The following is a 15,988-nucleotide window of genomic DNA, read 5'->3' on the forward strand; positions in this document are numbered from 1 at the left end:
GAAGGCAGCGGTTTTGTTGGCTGGATAGTCCAACTACTTTGCCTTGGCGACCTTGTCCGGATCATCGAGGCTGTCGGAACCCTCGATCTTCACCTTGAGGTTCAACGCCGCAACGACACCTTCGAGGGCTCGCGCCTGCGCCACGAGAGCATCGACACCATCGAGGATGAGTTTGTTGCCTTCGTCGTTGCCGGCTGCCAGCATCTGGTCATAGAGCATCGTGCCGGAATCGGCCTTGGCCTTGATCGCGTGCATCTTCTCGAGCGTCGTCGCCATCGCTTCGTCGACGCGCTTTGCAGCCTCGGGTGCCTTCGCGCGCGCGAGATCGGCAATGCTCGGTCCGCTTGTCGCCGTCGGACCGTCGTATTTGCCGTTCCACAGCGCGATCATTCCGACTTCGTCGTAGTAATGGCTGTTTTGCGTATTGTTCGAGAAGCAGTCGTGCGCCTCTTCCGGATCGTGCAGCAGCACGCCGAGCTTCATCCGCTCGCCTGCGAGTTCGCCGTAAGAGAGCGAGCCGAGCCCGGTCAAGATCGTCGAGAGCTGAGCGCTTTCGTCCTGTCCAGCGAGAGCCTTCCGCGCCGCGCCGTCCGGCTTCCAGTTGCCCACCATTTCGGTGAGGTCATCGACGAGCAAGCCGGAGGCAGCCTTCAGATAATCCCGGCGGCGGTCGCAGTTTTCATGCGTGCAGTTCTTGAGATCGAAATCGCTGGCCGCCCGCTCACCGGCTTTGACGCCGGGCTTGTGCAAATTCTGGCCCCACAGCAAGAACTCGATCGCGTGATATCCCGTGCCGACGTTCGCTTCGACGTTCAGAGCGCTGTTGAGCTGCCCGATGACCTTCTTGTCGATCTTCGATGCGTCGAGAATTTTGGGGCCAAGGCGGATTTTCTTGTTGGCGATGATGTTCGCCGTGTAGAGAGGATTTTCTTCTTTGGTATCGCCGTAGCTCGCCTTGTCGACATAATCGATCAGGCCTTCATCGAGCGGCCACGAGTTGATGTTGCCTTCCCAGTCGTCAACGATCTTGTTGCCGAAACGGAAGCCTTCCGTCTGCATGTAGGGAACGCGCGAAGCCTTCCACGCCGTGCGCGCGGCTTCCAGGGTTTCGGCGCTCGGTGCCGCCAGCAAGGCATCGATCGACTTATCGAGATCCTTGGCCTTGGCCAGCGCATCGGAGTATATCGCCTCCGCCAGATTCCCGTAGTTCTTCACAACGTCTTTGGTCGCAGGTGCCGCGAAAGCGGGCGCTCCCGATCCAAGGACGGCTGCCAGCGCCAATTGAGTTGCGCAGGCTAATAGAAACGCCTTTTTCGACATCTCAGTCTCCGTAACGAGCTATATTCAGGCGGCACAACATAAGTGCAGGGGATCCCCGGACCCCGATTATTTACCGTGATGGTATAGAATGCGGCGCTGGCCGACTGTCAAGTGAACTCCGAGCCGTCCCGCCCCTTGCCACGCCGATAAGATTTGTGAAACAAGCAAGTCTCAGGATTTTTGAGCCGCGGCCGCGCGGCACCGGGTAAATACAGATGCGCTTGACGAAGCAGACCGGGCACGCCATCCGCATTCTGATCGATTGCGCGCTGGCCGGAGATCAACTCGTAAAGGTCGCCGACATCTCCGACCGGCTCGGCGTGACCAAGCAGAACGTATTTAAAATTGTGCACATCCTCTCGCACGCAGGCTTCCTCTCGGCCGTTAGGGGACCGAACGGTGGGGTGCGCCTTGCTGCACCTGCCACCTCCATCAAGATCGGCGACGTCGTCCGGGCGATAGAAGTGACGCGAGTGCAAGTCGAGGGCGGAAACGATCCGACGTCGAACGATGCGGACCCCGGCAATATCAACGCCATGTTTGACGACGCCCTGACGGCATTCATCACCGTGCTAGATCAGCATACGCTTGCCGAACTCGCGGTGCGCTCGCCGATAGGCCTGAGCGAGACCGAAGAGCCCGGCGAAGACAATCGCAATAGTAAGGTCCGGCGCAAAAAGCCGGCGGCACGCAGTTCGCGGCGAAGTTGACCCTTGCTGGCTGGCTTATCCCGCTCTTCGCAGATAGTTCAACGGGATATGACCCGTGAGAACTTCCGTTTGCGTTTCGCGGCGCTAGCCGCATGTGCGCTTCTTGCACTCATTCCGACATGGATATGGGTCGGCGAGCCGCTGCGCAGCATACTTTTCGTTGTCTGTGGTTTGGTATCAGGAGTGTCCGCGCTGTTGGCCTGGCGGCACCCCGCACTCGATCAAAAAGCGAATGAAATGGCTGGTTTGATCTCGAATTCCGACAAGATGCTCACATGGATGGACCTTGCGGCGGCGATGCCCAATCCCGCCATCATCCTCGATCCGGCATCCGTCATTCTGAATTATAACGAAGCAGCGTTGAGCCTCTTCGATCGCTTGCGGCAAGGTGCACCTCTAGAGCACGTAAATCGTGACCCCGAACTCATCGCGGCCGTTTCATCGGCCTTCGAAAAGGGCGCGAAGCAGACGGCACGCCTAGTCCCGCGCGGCGGCATGGGACAACGTCTCATCGCCACCGTGACGCCGCTCGGCGGCGACAAGCAGCATCAACCCTTGGCCGCATTGATCACGATCCACGATGAGTCGGAACAGCATCGCCTGCTCGAGATGCGCGCGGATTTCATCGCCAACGCCAGTCACGAATTGCGCACGCCGCTCGCATCCGTGCGAGGCTTTATCGAAACGCTGCAGGGACCGGCGCGAAACGATGAAGCCGCACGCGAACGATTTCTCGCGATCATGGCCGATCAAGCCGAACGCATGACACGTTTGATCGACGATCTGCTTTTGCTCAGTCGCGTCGAAGAGAAGGCCAACCTGAAGCCAACGGGCCGCGTCGATCTGAATGATTTGATCGAGGACGTTATAAGGTCGCTGGCGCCGTTCGCCGAAGAGCGGCATATCTCGATCGATGTCGAATCCGCGAGCGGCGAACTCGTGGCGATGGGCGATCGCGACGAACTGTTTCAAGTCTTCCACAACCTCGTCGAAAACGCCGTCAAATACGGCCGGGTCGGCGGCACGGTGAAAATTTCGTTGAAAAAGAAATCTAGCGTTCGAGCAGAAAGCGTCGGCGCCCGCGCCTTCATTGCAATCTCCGACGACGGTCCTGGTATCGCTCCCGAGCATTTGCCCCGCCTTACCGAGCGCTTTTACCGCGTCAGCACCGAACATTCCCGCCGCGTTGGCGGAACCGGCCTTGGCCTCGCCATCGTCAAGCACGTCCTCAACCGCCACGAGGGCGAACTTTCAGTACAGTCGGTGGTTGACAAGGGAACGACCTTCGATGTCGTTTTACCGGCATATAAATAAAATTATTACAAAACAAAACGTTGCACTGTCACAATTCTATTGTGTCACATCGCTAGAAGTGGGCTGGCGATTGAACGACAGTTTTTTGAAGGCACGCCGCTAAGGCGGCTTCACTTTCAGAATGTCCGCGTTCGTCGCACCGCGCGCCTTGGGGAAGGCCGCGAACGCTCCGGCGCTAATGATCATGACGAGCATGATTGCCGGAATTGTTTGACGAAACCCGACACTGCCGTTGCGAAAAAGCGTGAGTGCCGAGACAAAAAGTCTTCGATAACAAAGCGTTAACGTTTCACATGGCCGTGACTTAACTGAACTAGAGAGTGCGGACCGGTGCCAATGGCCGGCATGGAGTGGCGAGGCCTAAAGCCCCCCGTTCAACAAGGAGACCACAGTGAAACAGTCTATTATGGCGTTGTTTGCGGCACTTGCGGCGACTGCCGCCGTGTCTGCTCCCGTCAAGGCGGCGGATATTTCCGGCGCGGGCGCTACGTTCCCCTATCCGATCTATGCGAAGTGGGCTGACACCTACAAGAAAGAGACCAACGTCGGTCTTAACTATCAGTCGATCGGTTCGGGTGGCGGCATCAAGCAGATCGAAGCCAACACCGTGACCTTCGGCGCGACCGACAAGCCGCTTGGCGGCGAAGAACTTGAGAAGAACGGCCTTATTCAGTTCCCGACCGTCATGGGCGGTATCGTCCCGGTCGTTAACCTCGACGGCATCAAGCCGGGCGAACTCGTATTCGACGGCCCGACGCTCGCCAAGATCTACCTTGGCGAAATCACCAAATGGAATGACCCGGCCATCGAGAAGCTGAACCCGGGTGTGAAGCTCCCCTCCGACGCGATCGCAGCTGTTTTCCGTTCGGACGGATCGGGCACGACGTTCGTTTGGACGAACTATCTCTCGAAGGTCAGCGCTGACTTCAAGGCGAAGATCGGCTCGAACACGTCGGTTCAGTTCCCGGTCGGCCTCGGCGCCAAGGGCAACGAAGGCGTCGCCAACAACGTGATGCAGACGAAGGGCGCGATCGGCTACGTCGAATACGCCTACGCCAAGCAGAACAAGCTCTCGCACACCAAGCTGATCAACAAGGATGGCAAGACGGTTGCTCCGGTCATCTCTTCATTCCAGGCCGCTGCAGCTGGCGCAGACTGGACCTCAGCTCCTGGCATGGGCGTGATCCTCACAGAGCAGGCTGGCGCCGAATCTTGGCCGATCACCAACCCGACGTTCATCCTCATCCACAAGAAGCCGAAGGACGTCGCAGCCGTTAAGGAAGCCCTGAAGTTCTTCAACTGGGCCTACGCCAACGGCAGCAAAGAAGCCGAAGCACTTGACTACGTTCCCCTGCCCGACAGCGTCGTAGCTCTCGTCAAGAAGAGCTGGGAAGGCGTCGTCGGCGAGGACAACAAGCCGGTTTTCTCGAACTAATCACTGGATTACGGGAAGCGCCCCAGGCGGGCGCTTCCCGATTTGTTTATAAAGCGGCGGCATTTCTTTAGTCTGGAGCGATATCTTGGCCTTCCTTGCAGACGCTAACTCTCAGGCGACGGCTGCGGCGGCAGCTAGGCGCAAAGTTCTCGAAGGTCTTCGCACGACAGACGTTTTCTTTCGCGGCCTGACGGTTTCGTCCGCGTATTTCGTCCTCATTCTTCTTGGTGCGATCTTCGCCTCTCTCGTTATCGGCGGATACCTCGCATTCGCGACATTCGGCTTCAGCTTCCTCACGACCGAGGTCTGGAACCCCGTTACCGAGCAGTTCGGCGCCCTCGCCCCGATCTACGGAACGATCGTCACCTCTTTGATCGCAATGCTCGTCGCCGTGCCCATCAGCATCGGCATCGCCGTGTTCCTGACCGAGCTCTGCCCGATGGCGCTTCGCCGCCCGATCGGCATCGCGATCGAACTCCTCGCTGGCGTACCAAGCATCATCTACGGCATCTGGGGCTTGTTCTTCTTCGCACCCGTCATCCAGCGCTACGTCCAGCCGGAGCTGATCTCGGCGTTCCAGAACGTACCGATCCTTAATCAGCTGTTCGCCGGCCCGCCCTACGGCATCGGCATCCTGACGTCCGCCCTGATCCTGGCGATGATGGTTCTCCCGTTCATAACCGCCGTCTGCCGCGACGTCTTTGAAACGGTTCCTCCGGTCTTGAAGGAAGCGGCTTACGGCATGGGCTGGACGACGCGCGAAGTCGTGAGCAACGTCGTCATTCCTTACACCCGCGTCGGTATCATCGGCGGCGTCATGCTCGGCCTTGGCCGCGCGCTCGGCGAGACGATGGCGGTCACCTTCGTCATCGGTAACGCCCATCGAATCTCGGGATCCATCCTGGCGCCTGGAACGACCATCTCGGCGACCATCGCCAACGAATTCACCGAGGCCGTCGGCGACGTCTACACATCGTCGTTGATTGCGCTCGGCCTCATCCTCTTCTTCATCACGTTTATCGTCTTGGCACTCGCCCGCCTCATGTTGATGCGCATCGAGAAAAAGGCGGGAGCATAATCATGGCCTTGGACATCTCGAAATACCGCCGGCGCCGTCTCAGAAGCACCATCACAGTTGGACTGTGCTGGGCGGCCTCGGCTCTGGGCCTGGCCATTCTCGGCGTCATTCTGGCGACGCTGCTCTACAAGGGCCTCGCCGGACTCGGACCGAAAGTCTTCACCGAAATGACGCCGCCGCCCGGCAGCGACGGTGGCCTCCTCAATGCCATCGCCGGAAGTCTCGTCATGACGATCGCCGGCGTTATCGTCGGCACGCCAATCGGCATTCTCGCGGGCACATATCTCGCGGAATACGGCCGCTTCAGCAAAGTCTCGTCGGTGATCCGCTTCATCAACGACATTCTCTTGAGTGCGCCGTCGATCGTCACCGGCCTCTTCGTCTACGAGCTGCTCGTGCGTCCGATGGGTCACTTCTCGGCCATCGCCGGCGCCGCGGCCCTCGCCGTTCTCGTCATCCCGACGGTCGTCCGCACCACCGAAAACATGCTGCTGCTGGTGCCGAACCAGCTTCGCGAGGCATCCTCAGCGTTGGGACTTCCCCAATCGCTCGTCATCCGCAAGGTTGCCTACAAGGCGGCCCGCGCCGGTATGATCACAGGCGTGCTGCTGGCCGTCGCCCGCGTCAGCGGAGAAACGGCGCCACTACTTTTCACCGCGCTGAACAACCAGTTCTGGAGCACCAATCTCAACGCTCCAATGGCAAGTTTGCCGGTTGTGATCTTCCAGTACGCTCTCAGCCCCTATGAGGACTGGCAGCGTCTCGCTTGGACAGGCGCATTACTTATTACCGCAGCCGTGCTGACACTTAGCATCGCCGCACGTTGGTTAAGCTCTTCGAGGACGCAGCAATGAACTTGATGTCAAAAGACGTTGATACGGGGCTTACCGAAAAGATCACGGTCAGCAACCTGAAATTCTTCTACGGCTCGACTCTGGCCCTGAAGAACATCTCGTTGCCGCTCTATGAGCGGCAGGTCACTGCGTTCATCGGACCGTCCGGTTGCGGCAAGTCCACGCTGCTTCGCGTCCTGAACCGCATGTACGACCTCTACCCGAACCAGCGGGCCGAGGGCCAAGTGATGTTCGACGGCGAGAACGTCCTCGACATGAAGGATCTGAACCTCCTTCGCTCGCGCATCGGCATGGTCTTCCAGAAGCCGACGCCGTTCCCGATGACGATTTACGAAAACATCGCGTTCGGCATCCGCCTTTATGAGCGTCTCCCGAAATCGGAAATCGACGGCCGCGTCGAATCCGCTCTCGAGAAGGCCGCCCTCTGGAAGGAAGTCAAGGACAAGCTTCACAGCAGCGGCTTGAGCCTTTCCGGCGGACAGCAGCAGCGCCTGTGCATCGCACGCACCGTCGCAATCCGTCCTGAGGTCATCCTCTTCGACGAGCCGTGCTCGGCGCTCGACCCGATCTCGACCGCAAAGGTCGAAGAGTTGATCGACGAACTGAAGAACGAGTTCACGATCGCAATCGTCACTCACAACATGCAGCAGGCCGCCCGCGTTTCTCAGCGCACCGCGTTTATGTATCTCGGCGAACTTGTTGAATTTGGCGTCACCCAGAAGCTTTTCACAAACCCGTCGGACAAGCGGACCCAGGACTACATCACCGGCCGCTTCGGATAATGCGTGGCGTTGAGCCCAAATCGGATTTCAGGAATTGAGACCATGAACGAACATACCGTGAAATCGTATGAAGACGAGTTGAGACTTCTCGATCGCCGCATCGCGCAGATGGGCGGCTACGCTGAGAAGCTTCTCGTGCAGGCCATGGATGCGCTCGAGCGCCGCGATCCGAAACTCGCCGAAAAGGCCGTTTCGGACGACGTGATGGTCGATCAGCTCGAGCGTGAGCTGCAGGAACAGGTCATCGTGATGATCGCGCGCCGCCAACCGCTGGCCAACGATCTCCGTCACATCATGACCGTCATCAAGATCGCAGCCGATCTCGAGCGCATCGGCGACCTGGCGAAGAACATCGCCAAGCGCGCTCTCGCGATCGCCAACGAACCCTATCCGAAGCCGCTGATGACCGGCATGCGCCACATGACGGAAATGGTGCAGACCCAGCTCCGCGACGTCCTCGATGCGCTGACCGCGCTCGATGCCGAGAAGGCGATGCAGGTCTGGCGCGACGATCAGCAGGTCGACGCGATGTACAATTCGCTGTTCCGCGAACTGCTGACGTACATGATGGAAGATCCGCGCAACATTGGCATCTGCACGCACTTCCTGTTCGGCGCCAAGAACATCGAGCGCATCGGCGACCACACGACCAACATCGCCGAGAACGTCTACTACCTCGTTCACGGCGTACCCATCGCCGACGATCGGCCGAAGGGCGACAAGACGTCGTCGACGTTGATCACGCCGCGTTAATGACGAAGACCTTGTGAAGGAACACTGACGAAAAGCCATGCCAGCCAAGATCATCGTCGTCGAAGACGAAGCTCCACTCGCAGAACTTCTGAAATACAATCTTCAGTCCGAAGGCTATGACGTCGTGCAAGCCTCGGACGGAGAGGAAGCGGAGCTTCTTCTTTCGGAGCAAAGTTTCGATCTTGCGATACTCGACTGGATGATCCCAAAGATCTCCGGGATCGAGTTGTGCCGCCGTCTTCGCAATCGCACCGAGACGCAAAGCCTGCCCATCATTCTGTTGACCGCGCGCGGTGAAGAAACCGACCGCGTGCGGGGGCTGACGACCGGCGCCGACGATTACGTGACGAAGCCCTTCTCGGTTCAGGAGTTGATGGCAAGGATCAAGGCTCTGCTTCGGCGCGCGGCGCCCGAGCGGATGAGCGATATCCTCGTCTCCGGCGAGATCACCATGGATCGCGGCGCCCACAAGGTGACTCGCGGCCCGCGCGAAGTGCGTCTCGGCCCGACCGAATACCGGATGCTGGAAGTCTTCATGGAAAGCCCGCGCCGCGTTCTGTCGCGCAGCCAGCTGCTCGATCGCGTCTGGGGCCAGTCCTCCGAGGTCGACGAGCGGACAGTGGACGTTCACATCGGCCGCCTCAGAAAATCGCTGATCCGGGGCAACGAAAGCGATCCGATCCGCACGGTCCGCGGTGCCGGATACGTGTTCGACGGACGCGAGGCCGAAGCGCCGGCCCAGTAAGGGCCCGCGCCGGCATCGAACGGCTCAGCTCTGCCCGTTCAGACAGTCCGAAATACTGTGGGCGACGCCGCGCATCAGATCGAAGTAGAGGCCTGGCCCAGGGTTAAGCGTTTGCCCCTCGGCATCGATCGTTCCCGAACGCGCGTTCGTTCCTTCGGTGACTGCGTCCACGAGCTTCGGCTGGAAATTCGGCTCGACGAAAACACAAATGGCGCCGAGCGACGATAGCTTGTGACGAACCTCCGTCAGCCGCTTGGCGCTCGGCGGCACGTCAGGACTGACAGTGATCGAGCCCGCAGCCTTCTGCCCGAAGTGATCCTCAAAATACTGCGTCGCGTCGTGAAAGACGATGAACGGCTTTCCTTTTGAGTCCTTGAGCTCCGCCGTCAGTTGGCTATCGAGCGTGTCGAGATCGGCGATAAGCGCGGTCGTGTTGGCTTTGAACTTGTCGACATATTCCGGATAGCGCGCCTCGAGCGTTTTCGCGACGTCGGCGGCAATAGCCTTGGCGTTCTGCGGATCGAGCCAGATGTGCCCGTCCTTGCCATCTTCGTCGTGGTCGTCGTGATCACCCGCTGCGCCACTCGCTTCTTCATGCTCATGCTCGTGTTCATGCTTCTCGAAGGCGCCGCCCTGACGCTGATCGAGAAGCTTCACGCCGTCCGCACCCGCGAGCGTCAGCACCGTCACGTTCGCAGGCAACGACGCCACGATTTTCCGCGTGAATGGCTCGAGCTGGTCGGACACACGAACGAAGACTTCAGCATCGTGAATGGCCCGGGCCGTCGAAGGCTTCAGCGTGAACGTATGCGGCGAGGCCGAACCCTCGACCACGAGCTGCGGCACACCGACGCCGTCCATGATCCGGCTGACGAGGGAATGAATGGGCTTGATCGTAACAACGACCTTCGGCGTCTCCGCTGCAGCCGCCGCGGAGATTTTCGCCACCACGAGAAAAGCCCCGAAATATCCCGCTAGCCTGCCGATCATGCTCAATTCCCCCAAAATTTGAAGCGTATAATATAACAACCAATGGAGAACATTCGCAAGGGGATGCGCAAATCTCTTAGACCATGTAGCCGATAGAGCGTCGCAATCTCGCCGGTTCGATATGCGTCCGTTAGGGTCGACCGGCGATTCGACCGGCATCAGAGCAAAAGGGTTGAGCGGCGCGTGCTCGAATTTAACAAGTCCTATCGCCTTGCGGCTTTCATTTTCGTTGCCGTATTGGCCACGATTGTTCCGGTCTCTGCGCACCCGCACATGTGGGTGACGTACGTATTGACCGTCGATTACGACAAAGGCTCCGTAACCGGCGTCGACCACGTATGGAGCTTCGACGATTCCTACACAGCGATGGCGCTCGAAGGGCTCGATACGAACAACGACGGCAAGTATGACCAGAGCGAATTGGCCGAGCTTCTGAAGGTCAATATGGATGGCCTGAAGGAATTCAACTATTTCACCGTTGCGAAGCTCGGTGAAAAACCGCTCGAATTCTCGCCGCCGACGAATGCGCGCCTGGATTATACGAATGGCGTCTTGCGCCTCTACTTCCACCTGCCGCTCGCCAAGCCTCTTCCCCCCGGCGCCGAGGGTCTGACGTTCGCGGTCTTCGATCCGTCCTACTTCATCGACTTCCAACCCGAGAAGACCGACGCGATCAAACTTGCGTCCGCCCCCGAAGGCTGCGCGGCGACACTCATCGATCCCGATGCCGACAAGCAGGACGAACAGGCCAAGAAGCTCGGCGACGCCATGGCGCAGCAGTTTGGCGCCGGAGCCATCGGTTTCGGCTCGTACAAGACCGTCGCGATTTCCTGCAAGAAGTCCTGACCCGCGCTTCGGCCAACGTTTTCCCGTTTCGCTTTGTGACGGTGATTAACTAGCTCTTCATTTTCGGAGATCGGCTCGCACGCATTTGATTTAAAATCGATGCGTTGCTTATGCGTGCGAGATCCATCATGCCGACGATCTTCCGAGTGATACTTTCCGCAGTGCTCATGCTGTCCCCGGCCGCGACCTCGCGCGCCGGCCTCGACACGGAAGCGACTGGAAACCCCGACAGAACGTTTGAACTCATCGTCGTCGAAGCGGATGGCTGCATATATTGCGGAGTATTCCGGCGCGACGTCCTCCCCGCCTACCAGACCTCCGAGCAGGGAAAGAAGATGCCGATCCGGTTCGTCGACGTTAACGACGTCGAGACGGGCCATCTCGATTTCAACACCTCGGTCGACATCGTCCCGACATTCGTCGTCGTCAAATCGCAGCACGAAGTCGGCCGTATATCCGGCTATGTCGGCCCGGAGAACTTCTTCCACTCAATCAACTATCTTCTTGGTTCCGCTCCCTGAAAGCGGCCGCTATCGCCCTTTCCCGTGGTCCGATCCCGCATTTTGTGCGAATGGCGGCTTACGCACTCAATTTCTCCCCGGCGACACCGGAAACCCTTGTAAACTAGACGTCCCTCCTGTACCGACGCGGTTTCCGTTTTCGGGGCTTTGGACGCCACTATGAGCCGGATCAGGCCGCACGTCGGCATCATCATGGGAAGCCAGTCAGACTGGCCGACGATGCAGCTCACCGCTGACATTCTGACGGAGCTCGGCATCGCGTTCGAGACCAAGATCGTCTCCGCGCACCGCACGCCCGACCGGCTTTATAATTACGCCAAGGGCGCCAAGGCCGCAGGTTTGAAGGTCATTATCGCGGGCGCCGGCGGCGCAGCCCATCTCCCTGGAATGACCGCGTCGATGACCACGCTGCCCGTTCTCGGCGTGCCGATCGAATCGAAAGCCCTCAAAGGCCAGGACAGTCTTTATTCCATCGTCCAGATGCCCGCCGGCGTGCCGGTCGGTACCCTCGCCATCGGCGAAGCGGGCGCGAAGAATGCCGGCCTTCTGGCGGCAGAGATATTGGCGCTCTCCGACACCGCGCTCGCAGAGCGGCTCGAAGCCTGGCGCCAGCAGCACTCGGCCGACGTCGCCGAAACGCCCGTGAAGGGCTAAAGACGAATACGATGACCGCCCTTCCCCCCGGTTCGACAATCGGCATTCTCGGCGGCGGCCAGCTCGGCCGCATGCTGGCGTTGGCTGCCGCGCGGCTCGGTCTCAAGTCTCACATCTACGCACCCGAAGGGGACAGCCCCGCATTCGATGTCGCCACCAAATACACGGTCGCGGCATACGAGGATGAAGCACGGCTCACAGCCTTCGCCGATGGGGTAGATGTTGCCACCTACGAGTTCGAGAATATTCCGGTGAAAACCGTCGAGTTCCTCTCGCAGCGCGTTCCCGTCCGCCCCGGTGCGAAAGCCTTGGCCTGCGCCCAGGACCGCATGAACGAGAAAGCCCTCGCGCGCGGGCTGGGTGCCATGACGGCCGAGTTCGCCGCGATCGACAGCTTCGCCGATCTCACGAAAATTCTCGACGGCGGATTCAAAATCCCCGCCGTTCTGAAGACGCGCCGCTTCGGCTACGACGGCAAGGGCCAAGCCAAAATCCTGAAGCGCGAAGATGCCGAGGCGGCCTGGGCCGATATGGCTGATCAGCCGTCGATCCTCGAAAGCTTCGTCAACTTCCGCGCGGAAGCCTCGGTCGTTGCCGCACGCGGACTCGACGGAACGTTCCAAGCGTTCGACGTGACCGAGAACGAACACCGCAATCACATCCTCCATCGCTCTGTCGCGCCGGCCGCGCTCGCACCGGCAACCGCCGCCGAGGCCATCGACATCGCACACCGGATCGCCGAAAAGCTCGAATACGTCGGCGTTTTCGCGATCGAATTCTTCATCGTGACGGATGGCGGCCGCGATTGCCTGTACGTCAACGAAATGGCGCCCCGCGTCCACAACTCCGGACACTGGACGATGGACGGCGCGCTGACCTCGCAGTTCGAGCAGCACATTCGCGCGGTCGCCGGATGGCCGCTCGGCGCGACGGCGCTGAAAGCCCCCGCTGCCGAAATGATCAACTTGATCGGCGATGACATTCTCGCCTGGGAAAAGATCGCGGCTGAGCCTGGCGCGTTCTTCCATCACTACGGAAAGCGCGAAGCGCGGCCCGGCCGCAAGATGGGGCACGTCAATCGCCTCCTCGCGAAAAAACCCGGCGCCTAAAGCGCGGCGCGCACGCATCCCGACGAATGCCAAATGAACTCGGCGTCTGCGCGCTTCGCGCACGTTAAATCTGCCGCAGAGTTTCCCTATATCTCGATTTCACCACTGCCCTGCCTTGGGACGGTGATTGCGAGAAAGCGGAAGAAACAATGATGAAACTTCTGTCGCGGCGTCAGGCGTTGAAGACTACGCTCGCGGCGCCAGTCGCGTCCACGATGATAGCCGAGCCCACGCTCGCCGCGAGCGAAACTCCAGCCGCCGCTGCGCAGCCTGCGGGCCAGTGCATACTCCTGCCCCAGGCCGTCGAGGGGCCCTACTACTTCGATCCGAAGCTCGTGCGCTCCGATATTACCGAAGGCCGCCCCGGCGCACCGCTCCGGCTTTCGCTGCGCATGATCGAAGCGGGCTCGTGCACGCCGATATCGGGCGCGCGCGTCGATGTCTGGCACGCCGATGCGAGCGGTATTTATTCCGGATATACCGGCCAAGGCGCGTCGCGGGAAATTTCGACGAAAGGCCAGACCTATCTGCGCGGCACGCAGACCACCGACGCCGACGGACGCGTTGCATTCACCTCCGTCTATCCCGGATGGTATCCGGGCCGCACGCCGCACATCCACGTCAAGGTCTTCTTGAACGAGACGAGCCTTGTGACCGGACAGATCTATTTTCCAGACGACTACAGCGCCCGCATCTACGCGACGCGCCAACCCTACAACGATCGCCCCACGCCCGACACGACCAACGCCACCGACTGGATCTATGGCGATGGTCAGCGCGAGGGCGGCGGCACGGTCCTCGCGATGAGCGAAGACGGCGACATCATCGTCGCCGCGCTCCTCATCGGCGTCGACAAGAGCGGCGAGACCGCAGCCAAAGCCAGCCGTGGATTTCTGCGGCGTTTGCTCCGTCTATGATGCTGCGACACGGAAAACGGAAAACCGGTGCGCTTGACGCATAACTATCGAAAATCCGTCGCAACCCCGCAAAAAACCTGGCCGTTTTAACTGCAAATAAAAGTTAGCAGCCAATTTAGCTCGACTTTGCGCGCCGCTCGGAACTGATCGCGGAGCTTTGCCGTTTGCGAGGTAGCGTCATTCCACGGTGCGCACAGCGCCGCTTTGCGGCACCAACCGCCACTATAAAAAGGAGTCAGCATGAAACGAGGTTTGGTATTTGCGTCTGCATTGGCAGCGGCGCTGGCGATGCCATTGGCGGCAGACGCGCGTCCCCACGGCGGCGGTCATCATGGCGGTGGCCACCACATCGGCAAACATCATAACGGCGGCAAGCATTTCCGCCCGGGCCGACGCCATGACGGCGGAAATATCCACCACGGCGGCCGTCGCCATCATGGCCACCACGGACGTCGGTTCTGGCACGGCCGCTGGTACTCCTACGGCGTAGGCTCCTGCTGGCGCTGGTCTCCCCGGTACGCTGAATTCGTCTGGGTCTGCTACTAAGCAAATCTGTTGGATATGAACTCCCCATAGGTTGTCCACTCGGTCCTGCCCGAGGAAGCTGAGGTTGCAAAGCTTCAGTGTTCTGAGGGCAGGCCGAGTGGATATACGCGCGAACAGAGCGCTAGCGGTTGCCAAGACAACGGCGAGAGGCGGCCTGCTCCATGGGACTTAAGCGTCMCTTTACTGCGGCCTCGTAGACTGGTCGGGATGCCGACCTCACAGATCTCGACCCCCTTCAGGAAGTTTGGTCGCGGCATGGCGCTGGCTGTTCTTATTGCCGTTGCCGCCGCGATCGTGCTGCTCGTCACATTTTCCTTCGGCGGGCAGGCACCGGCCGGCGCGACGTCTTCCGAACTCGGAGATGCGGCCCTTTACGCTCGCATTGTCGATCGGTTGCGGCATGGTGAGGACTACTATTCGGCCGCTCACATCGAACTGCTTTCCGGGCACTATTATCCCACCCTCTCGGTGTTCAACTGGCGCACGCCGCTGTTGATGACGTTGATTGCAGCGGCACCGGCGACGCTCTGGGCCCATATCGTGCTGATCGCAATAACATTCAGCGCCTGCGCGATGGGTGTTTACCTGGTCAATCGCGAGGGAAATCTGGATGTGGCGGGACCACTGGCATGTCTGCTGATTATATCGCTCTGCACAGTCCTGGTGCCCAATGCAGTGTTTTTTGGCGAATTGGTCGGCGGCGTACTGATCCTGGCCTCTTGCTGCTGTTATGGGTTGCGGCTATGGCTCCCGGGCATGTTGCTGGCACTGCTGGCGTTGTTCGTGCGTGAACTGGCAGCACCCTATGTTGTGATCTGTCTTGGCCTTGCGCTGCTGCAGGGCCGGCGGGGCGAGTTCGCCCTGGGCATTGCGGGTCTTGCCGCCTATGCCGCGTACTTTCTCTTCCATATGCATGCGGTCGCGGCGCAACTCGGGCCCAACGACATCGCCGACCCGAGCGGTGGCTGGATCACTTTTGGCGGATTGCACTTTCTTGCAGGGACTGCGGCATTCAACGGCGCGTTTGTGCTGGCGCCGCTCTGGATCAGCGCCGCATTGCTGCCGGTAGCACTGCTGGGGCTCTTCGCCTTTCCCAGCGGCAACCGCATGGCCCTGACGGTTAGTGCCTATGCGATGCTGTTCTGCGTCGCCGGCAAACCGTTCAACGTCTATTGGGGCGCATTGTACACTCCCCTGCTCAGCTTCGGCTTGGTTTGGGCACCGTTTGCGCTGCGCGACTTGCTGACGGCGGCCAGAGACACGTCTGAAGCCCAGTTCTCGACCGCCGGATAAAGCCGACGGCCTTGAGGCGGACGCAAGCTGAAAACCTCAAACCGCTTTTTCCTGCCATGAAGGTAGGATAAGTAATCGCAATGACATCGGCGGTTCCGTTCTGCGGAGCCGCTTTTTTGCG

Annotated in this window: 17 protein-coding genes; 14 read left to right on the forward strand and 3 right to left on the reverse strand. The window is 59.9% G+C overall.

Features of this window, described 5'->3' with window-relative positions:
• Nucleotides 1-33: 33 nt before the first annotated feature.
• Complete coding sequence (locus tag AB4Z24_RS06410; protein WP_441706681.1) at nt 34-1,320, reverse strand: imelysin family protein; 1,287 nt, start codon at nt 1,318-1,320, stop codon at nt 34-36.
• Nucleotides 1,321-1,535: 215 nt separating this feature from the next.
• Between AB4Z24_RS06410 and AB4Z24_RS06415 the strand changes: the two genes are divergently transcribed.
• From AB4Z24_RS06415 to phoB, 8 genes are all read left to right on the forward strand, one after another.
• On the forward strand, nt 1,536-2,030 hold the full coding sequence (locus AB4Z24_RS06415; RefSeq protein WP_441706683.1) for an RrF2 family transcriptional regulator: 495 nt from the start codon (nt 1,536-1,538) through the stop codon (nt 2,028-2,030).
• 237 nt (nt 2,031-2,267) lie between these two features.
• Nucleotides 2,268-3,344: an ATP-binding protein gene (locus AB4Z24_RS06420; protein WP_441706685.1), complete on the forward strand. Its 1,077-nt coding sequence runs from the start codon at nt 2,268-2,270 to the stop codon at nt 3,342-3,344.
• A gap of 406 nt (nt 3,345-3,750) precedes the next feature.
• Nucleotides 3,751-4,779: a phosphate ABC transporter substrate-binding protein PstS gene (gene pstS / locus AB4Z24_RS06425; protein ID WP_441706830.1), complete on the forward strand. Its 1,029-nt coding sequence runs from the start codon at nt 3,751-3,753 to the stop codon at nt 4,777-4,779.
• Between the two features lie 85 nt (nt 4,780-4,864).
• Nucleotides 4,865-5,857 (forward strand): phosphate ABC transporter permease subunit PstC, encoded by a 993-nt coding sequence (gene pstC, locus AB4Z24_RS06430; RefSeq protein ID WP_441706687.1) that lies wholly within the window; start codon nt 4,865-4,867, stop codon nt 5,855-5,857.
• A 2-nt stretch (nt 5,858-5,859) separates the two neighbouring features.
• The gene (pstA, locus tag AB4Z24_RS06435) at nt 5,860-6,711 is read left to right on the forward strand and encodes a phosphate ABC transporter permease PstA (RefSeq protein WP_441706689.1); all 852 of its coding nucleotides are present in this window, start codon (nt 5,860-5,862) and stop codon (nt 6,709-6,711) included.
• Nucleotides 6,708-7,493: a phosphate ABC transporter ATP-binding protein PstB gene (gene pstB / locus AB4Z24_RS06440; RefSeq protein ID WP_441706691.1), complete on the forward strand. Its 786-nt coding sequence runs from the start codon at nt 6,708-6,710 to the stop codon at nt 7,491-7,493. Before pstA ends, pstB begins: the two co-directional genes overlap by 4 nt.
• A gap of 42 nt (nt 7,494-7,535) precedes the next feature.
• A complete protein-coding gene (phoU, locus tag AB4Z24_RS06445) occupies nt 7,536-8,246 on the forward strand; it encodes a phosphate signaling complex protein PhoU (protein WP_441706693.1) in 711 nt (236 codons plus the stop codon).
• A 37-nt stretch (nt 8,247-8,283) separates the two neighbouring features.
• Nucleotides 8,284-8,991 (forward strand): phosphate regulon transcriptional regulator PhoB, encoded by a 708-nt coding sequence (gene phoB / locus AB4Z24_RS06450; protein WP_441706695.1) that lies wholly within the window; start codon nt 8,284-8,286, stop codon nt 8,989-8,991.
• A 24-nt stretch (nt 8,992-9,015) separates the two neighbouring features.
• On the opposite strand, the gene AB4Z24_RS06455 is transcribed toward phoB, so the two are convergent.
• Nucleotides 9,016-9,981 carry a zinc ABC transporter substrate-binding protein gene (locus tag AB4Z24_RS06455; RefSeq protein ID WP_441706697.1) on the reverse strand — a complete coding sequence of 322 codons (966 nt, stop codon included), beginning with the start codon at nt 9,979-9,981 and terminating at the stop codon, nt 9,016-9,018.
• Nucleotides 9,982-10,164: 183 nt separating this feature from the next.
• Between AB4Z24_RS06455 and AB4Z24_RS06460 the strand changes: the two genes are divergently transcribed.
• The 5 genes from AB4Z24_RS06460 to AB4Z24_RS06480 all read left to right on the forward strand — a co-directional run bounded on the left by AB4Z24_RS06460 (nt 10,165) and on the right by AB4Z24_RS06480 (nt 14,028).
• A complete protein-coding gene (locus AB4Z24_RS06460) occupies nt 10,165-10,827 on the forward strand; it encodes a DUF1007 family protein (RefSeq protein WP_441706699.1) in 663 nt (220 codons plus the stop codon).
• Between the two features lie 128 nt (nt 10,828-10,955).
• Nucleotides 10,956-11,348 carry a hypothetical protein gene (locus tag AB4Z24_RS06465; RefSeq protein ID WP_441706701.1) on the forward strand — a complete coding sequence of 131 codons (393 nt, stop codon included), beginning with the start codon at nt 10,956-10,958 and terminating at the stop codon, nt 11,346-11,348.
• A gap of 159 nt (nt 11,349-11,507) precedes the next feature.
• On the forward strand, nt 11,508-12,002 hold the full coding sequence (gene purE, locus AB4Z24_RS06470; protein WP_290991361.1) for a 5-(carboxyamino)imidazole ribonucleotide mutase: 495 nt from the start codon (nt 11,508-11,510) through the stop codon (nt 12,000-12,002).
• 11 nt (nt 12,003-12,013) lie between these two features.
• Nucleotides 12,014-13,111 carry a 5-(carboxyamino)imidazole ribonucleotide synthase gene (locus AB4Z24_RS06475; RefSeq protein ID WP_441706703.1) on the forward strand — a complete coding sequence of 366 codons (1,098 nt, stop codon included), beginning with the start codon at nt 12,014-12,016 and terminating at the stop codon, nt 13,109-13,111.
• A gap of 149 nt (nt 13,112-13,260) precedes the next feature.
• A complete protein-coding gene (locus tag AB4Z24_RS06480) occupies nt 13,261-14,028 on the forward strand; it encodes an intradiol ring-cleavage dioxygenase (RefSeq protein ID WP_441706705.1) in 768 nt (255 codons plus the stop codon).
• 222 nt (nt 14,029-14,250) lie between these two features.
• Here the strand turns inward: AB4Z24_RS06480 and AB4Z24_RS06485 are convergent, their stop codons facing one another.
• Nucleotides 14,251-14,493 carry a hypothetical protein gene (locus AB4Z24_RS06485; protein WP_441706707.1) on the reverse strand — a complete coding sequence of 81 codons (243 nt, stop codon included), beginning with the start codon at nt 14,491-14,493 and terminating at the stop codon, nt 14,251-14,253.
• Nucleotides 14,494-14,829: 336 nt separating this feature from the next.
• Between AB4Z24_RS06485 and AB4Z24_RS06490 the strand changes: the two genes are divergently transcribed.
• Complete coding sequence (locus AB4Z24_RS06490) at nt 14,830-15,867, forward strand: hypothetical protein (protein ID WP_441706709.1); 1,038 nt, start codon at nt 14,830-14,832, stop codon at nt 15,865-15,867.
• Nucleotides 15,868-15,988 lie beyond the last annotated feature (121 nt).

The organism is Hyphomicrobium sp. 2TAF46 (assembly GCF_052114865.1).
GTDB lineage: Bacteria > Pseudomonadota > Alphaproteobacteria > Rhizobiales > Hyphomicrobiaceae > Hyphomicrobium_B.

What these genes read in the sequence shown, in the direction of transcription:
- AB4Z24_RS06410 (WP_441706681.1), bottom strand. Translation starts at nt 1,320, where the DNA reads ATGTCGAAAAAGGCGTTTCTATTAGCCTGCGCAACTCAATTGGCGCTG.
- AB4Z24_RS06415 (WP_441706683.1), top strand. Translation starts at nt 1,536, where the DNA reads ATGCGCTTGACGAAGCAGACCGGGCACGCCATCCGCATTCTGATCGAT.
- AB4Z24_RS06420 (WP_441706685.1), top strand. Translation starts at nt 2,268, where the DNA reads ATGGCTGGTTTGATCTCGAATTCCGACAAGATGCTCACATGGATGGAC.
- pstS (WP_441706830.1), top strand. Translation starts at nt 3,751, where the DNA reads ATGGCGTTGTTTGCGGCACTTGCGGCGACTGCCGCCGTGTCTGCTCCC.
- pstA (WP_441706689.1), top strand. Translation starts at nt 5,860, where the DNA reads ATGGCCTTGGACATCTCGAAATACCGCCGGCGCCGTCTCAGAAGCACC.
- pstB (WP_441706691.1), top strand. Translation starts at nt 6,708, where the DNA reads ATGAACTTGATGTCAAAAGACGTTGATACGGGGCTTACCGAAAAGATC.
- phoU (WP_441706693.1), top strand. Translation starts at nt 7,536, where the DNA reads ATGAACGAACATACCGTGAAATCGTATGAAGACGAGTTGAGACTTCTC.
- phoB (WP_441706695.1), top strand. Translation starts at nt 8,284, where the DNA reads ATGCCAGCCAAGATCATCGTCGTCGAAGACGAAGCTCCACTCGCAGAA.
- AB4Z24_RS06455 (WP_441706697.1), bottom strand. Translation starts at nt 9,981, where the DNA reads ATGATCGGCAGGCTAGCGGGATATTTCGGGGCTTTTCTCGTGGTGGCG.
- AB4Z24_RS06465 (WP_441706701.1), top strand. Translation starts at nt 10,956, where the DNA reads ATGCCGACGATCTTCCGAGTGATACTTTCCGCAGTGCTCATGCTGTCC.
- purE (WP_290991361.1), top strand. Translation starts at nt 11,508, where the DNA reads ATGAGCCGGATCAGGCCGCACGTCGGCATCATCATGGGAAGCCAGTCA.
- AB4Z24_RS06475 (WP_441706703.1), top strand. Translation starts at nt 12,014, where the DNA reads ATGACCGCCCTTCCCCCCGGTTCGACAATCGGCATTCTCGGCGGCGGC.
- AB4Z24_RS06480 (WP_441706705.1), top strand. Translation starts at nt 13,261, where the DNA reads ATGATGAAACTTCTGTCGCGGCGTCAGGCGTTGAAGACTACGCTCGCG.
- AB4Z24_RS06490 (WP_441706709.1), top strand. Translation starts at nt 14,830, where the DNA reads ATGGCGCTGGCTGTTCTTATTGCCGTTGCCGCCGCGATCGTGCTGCTC.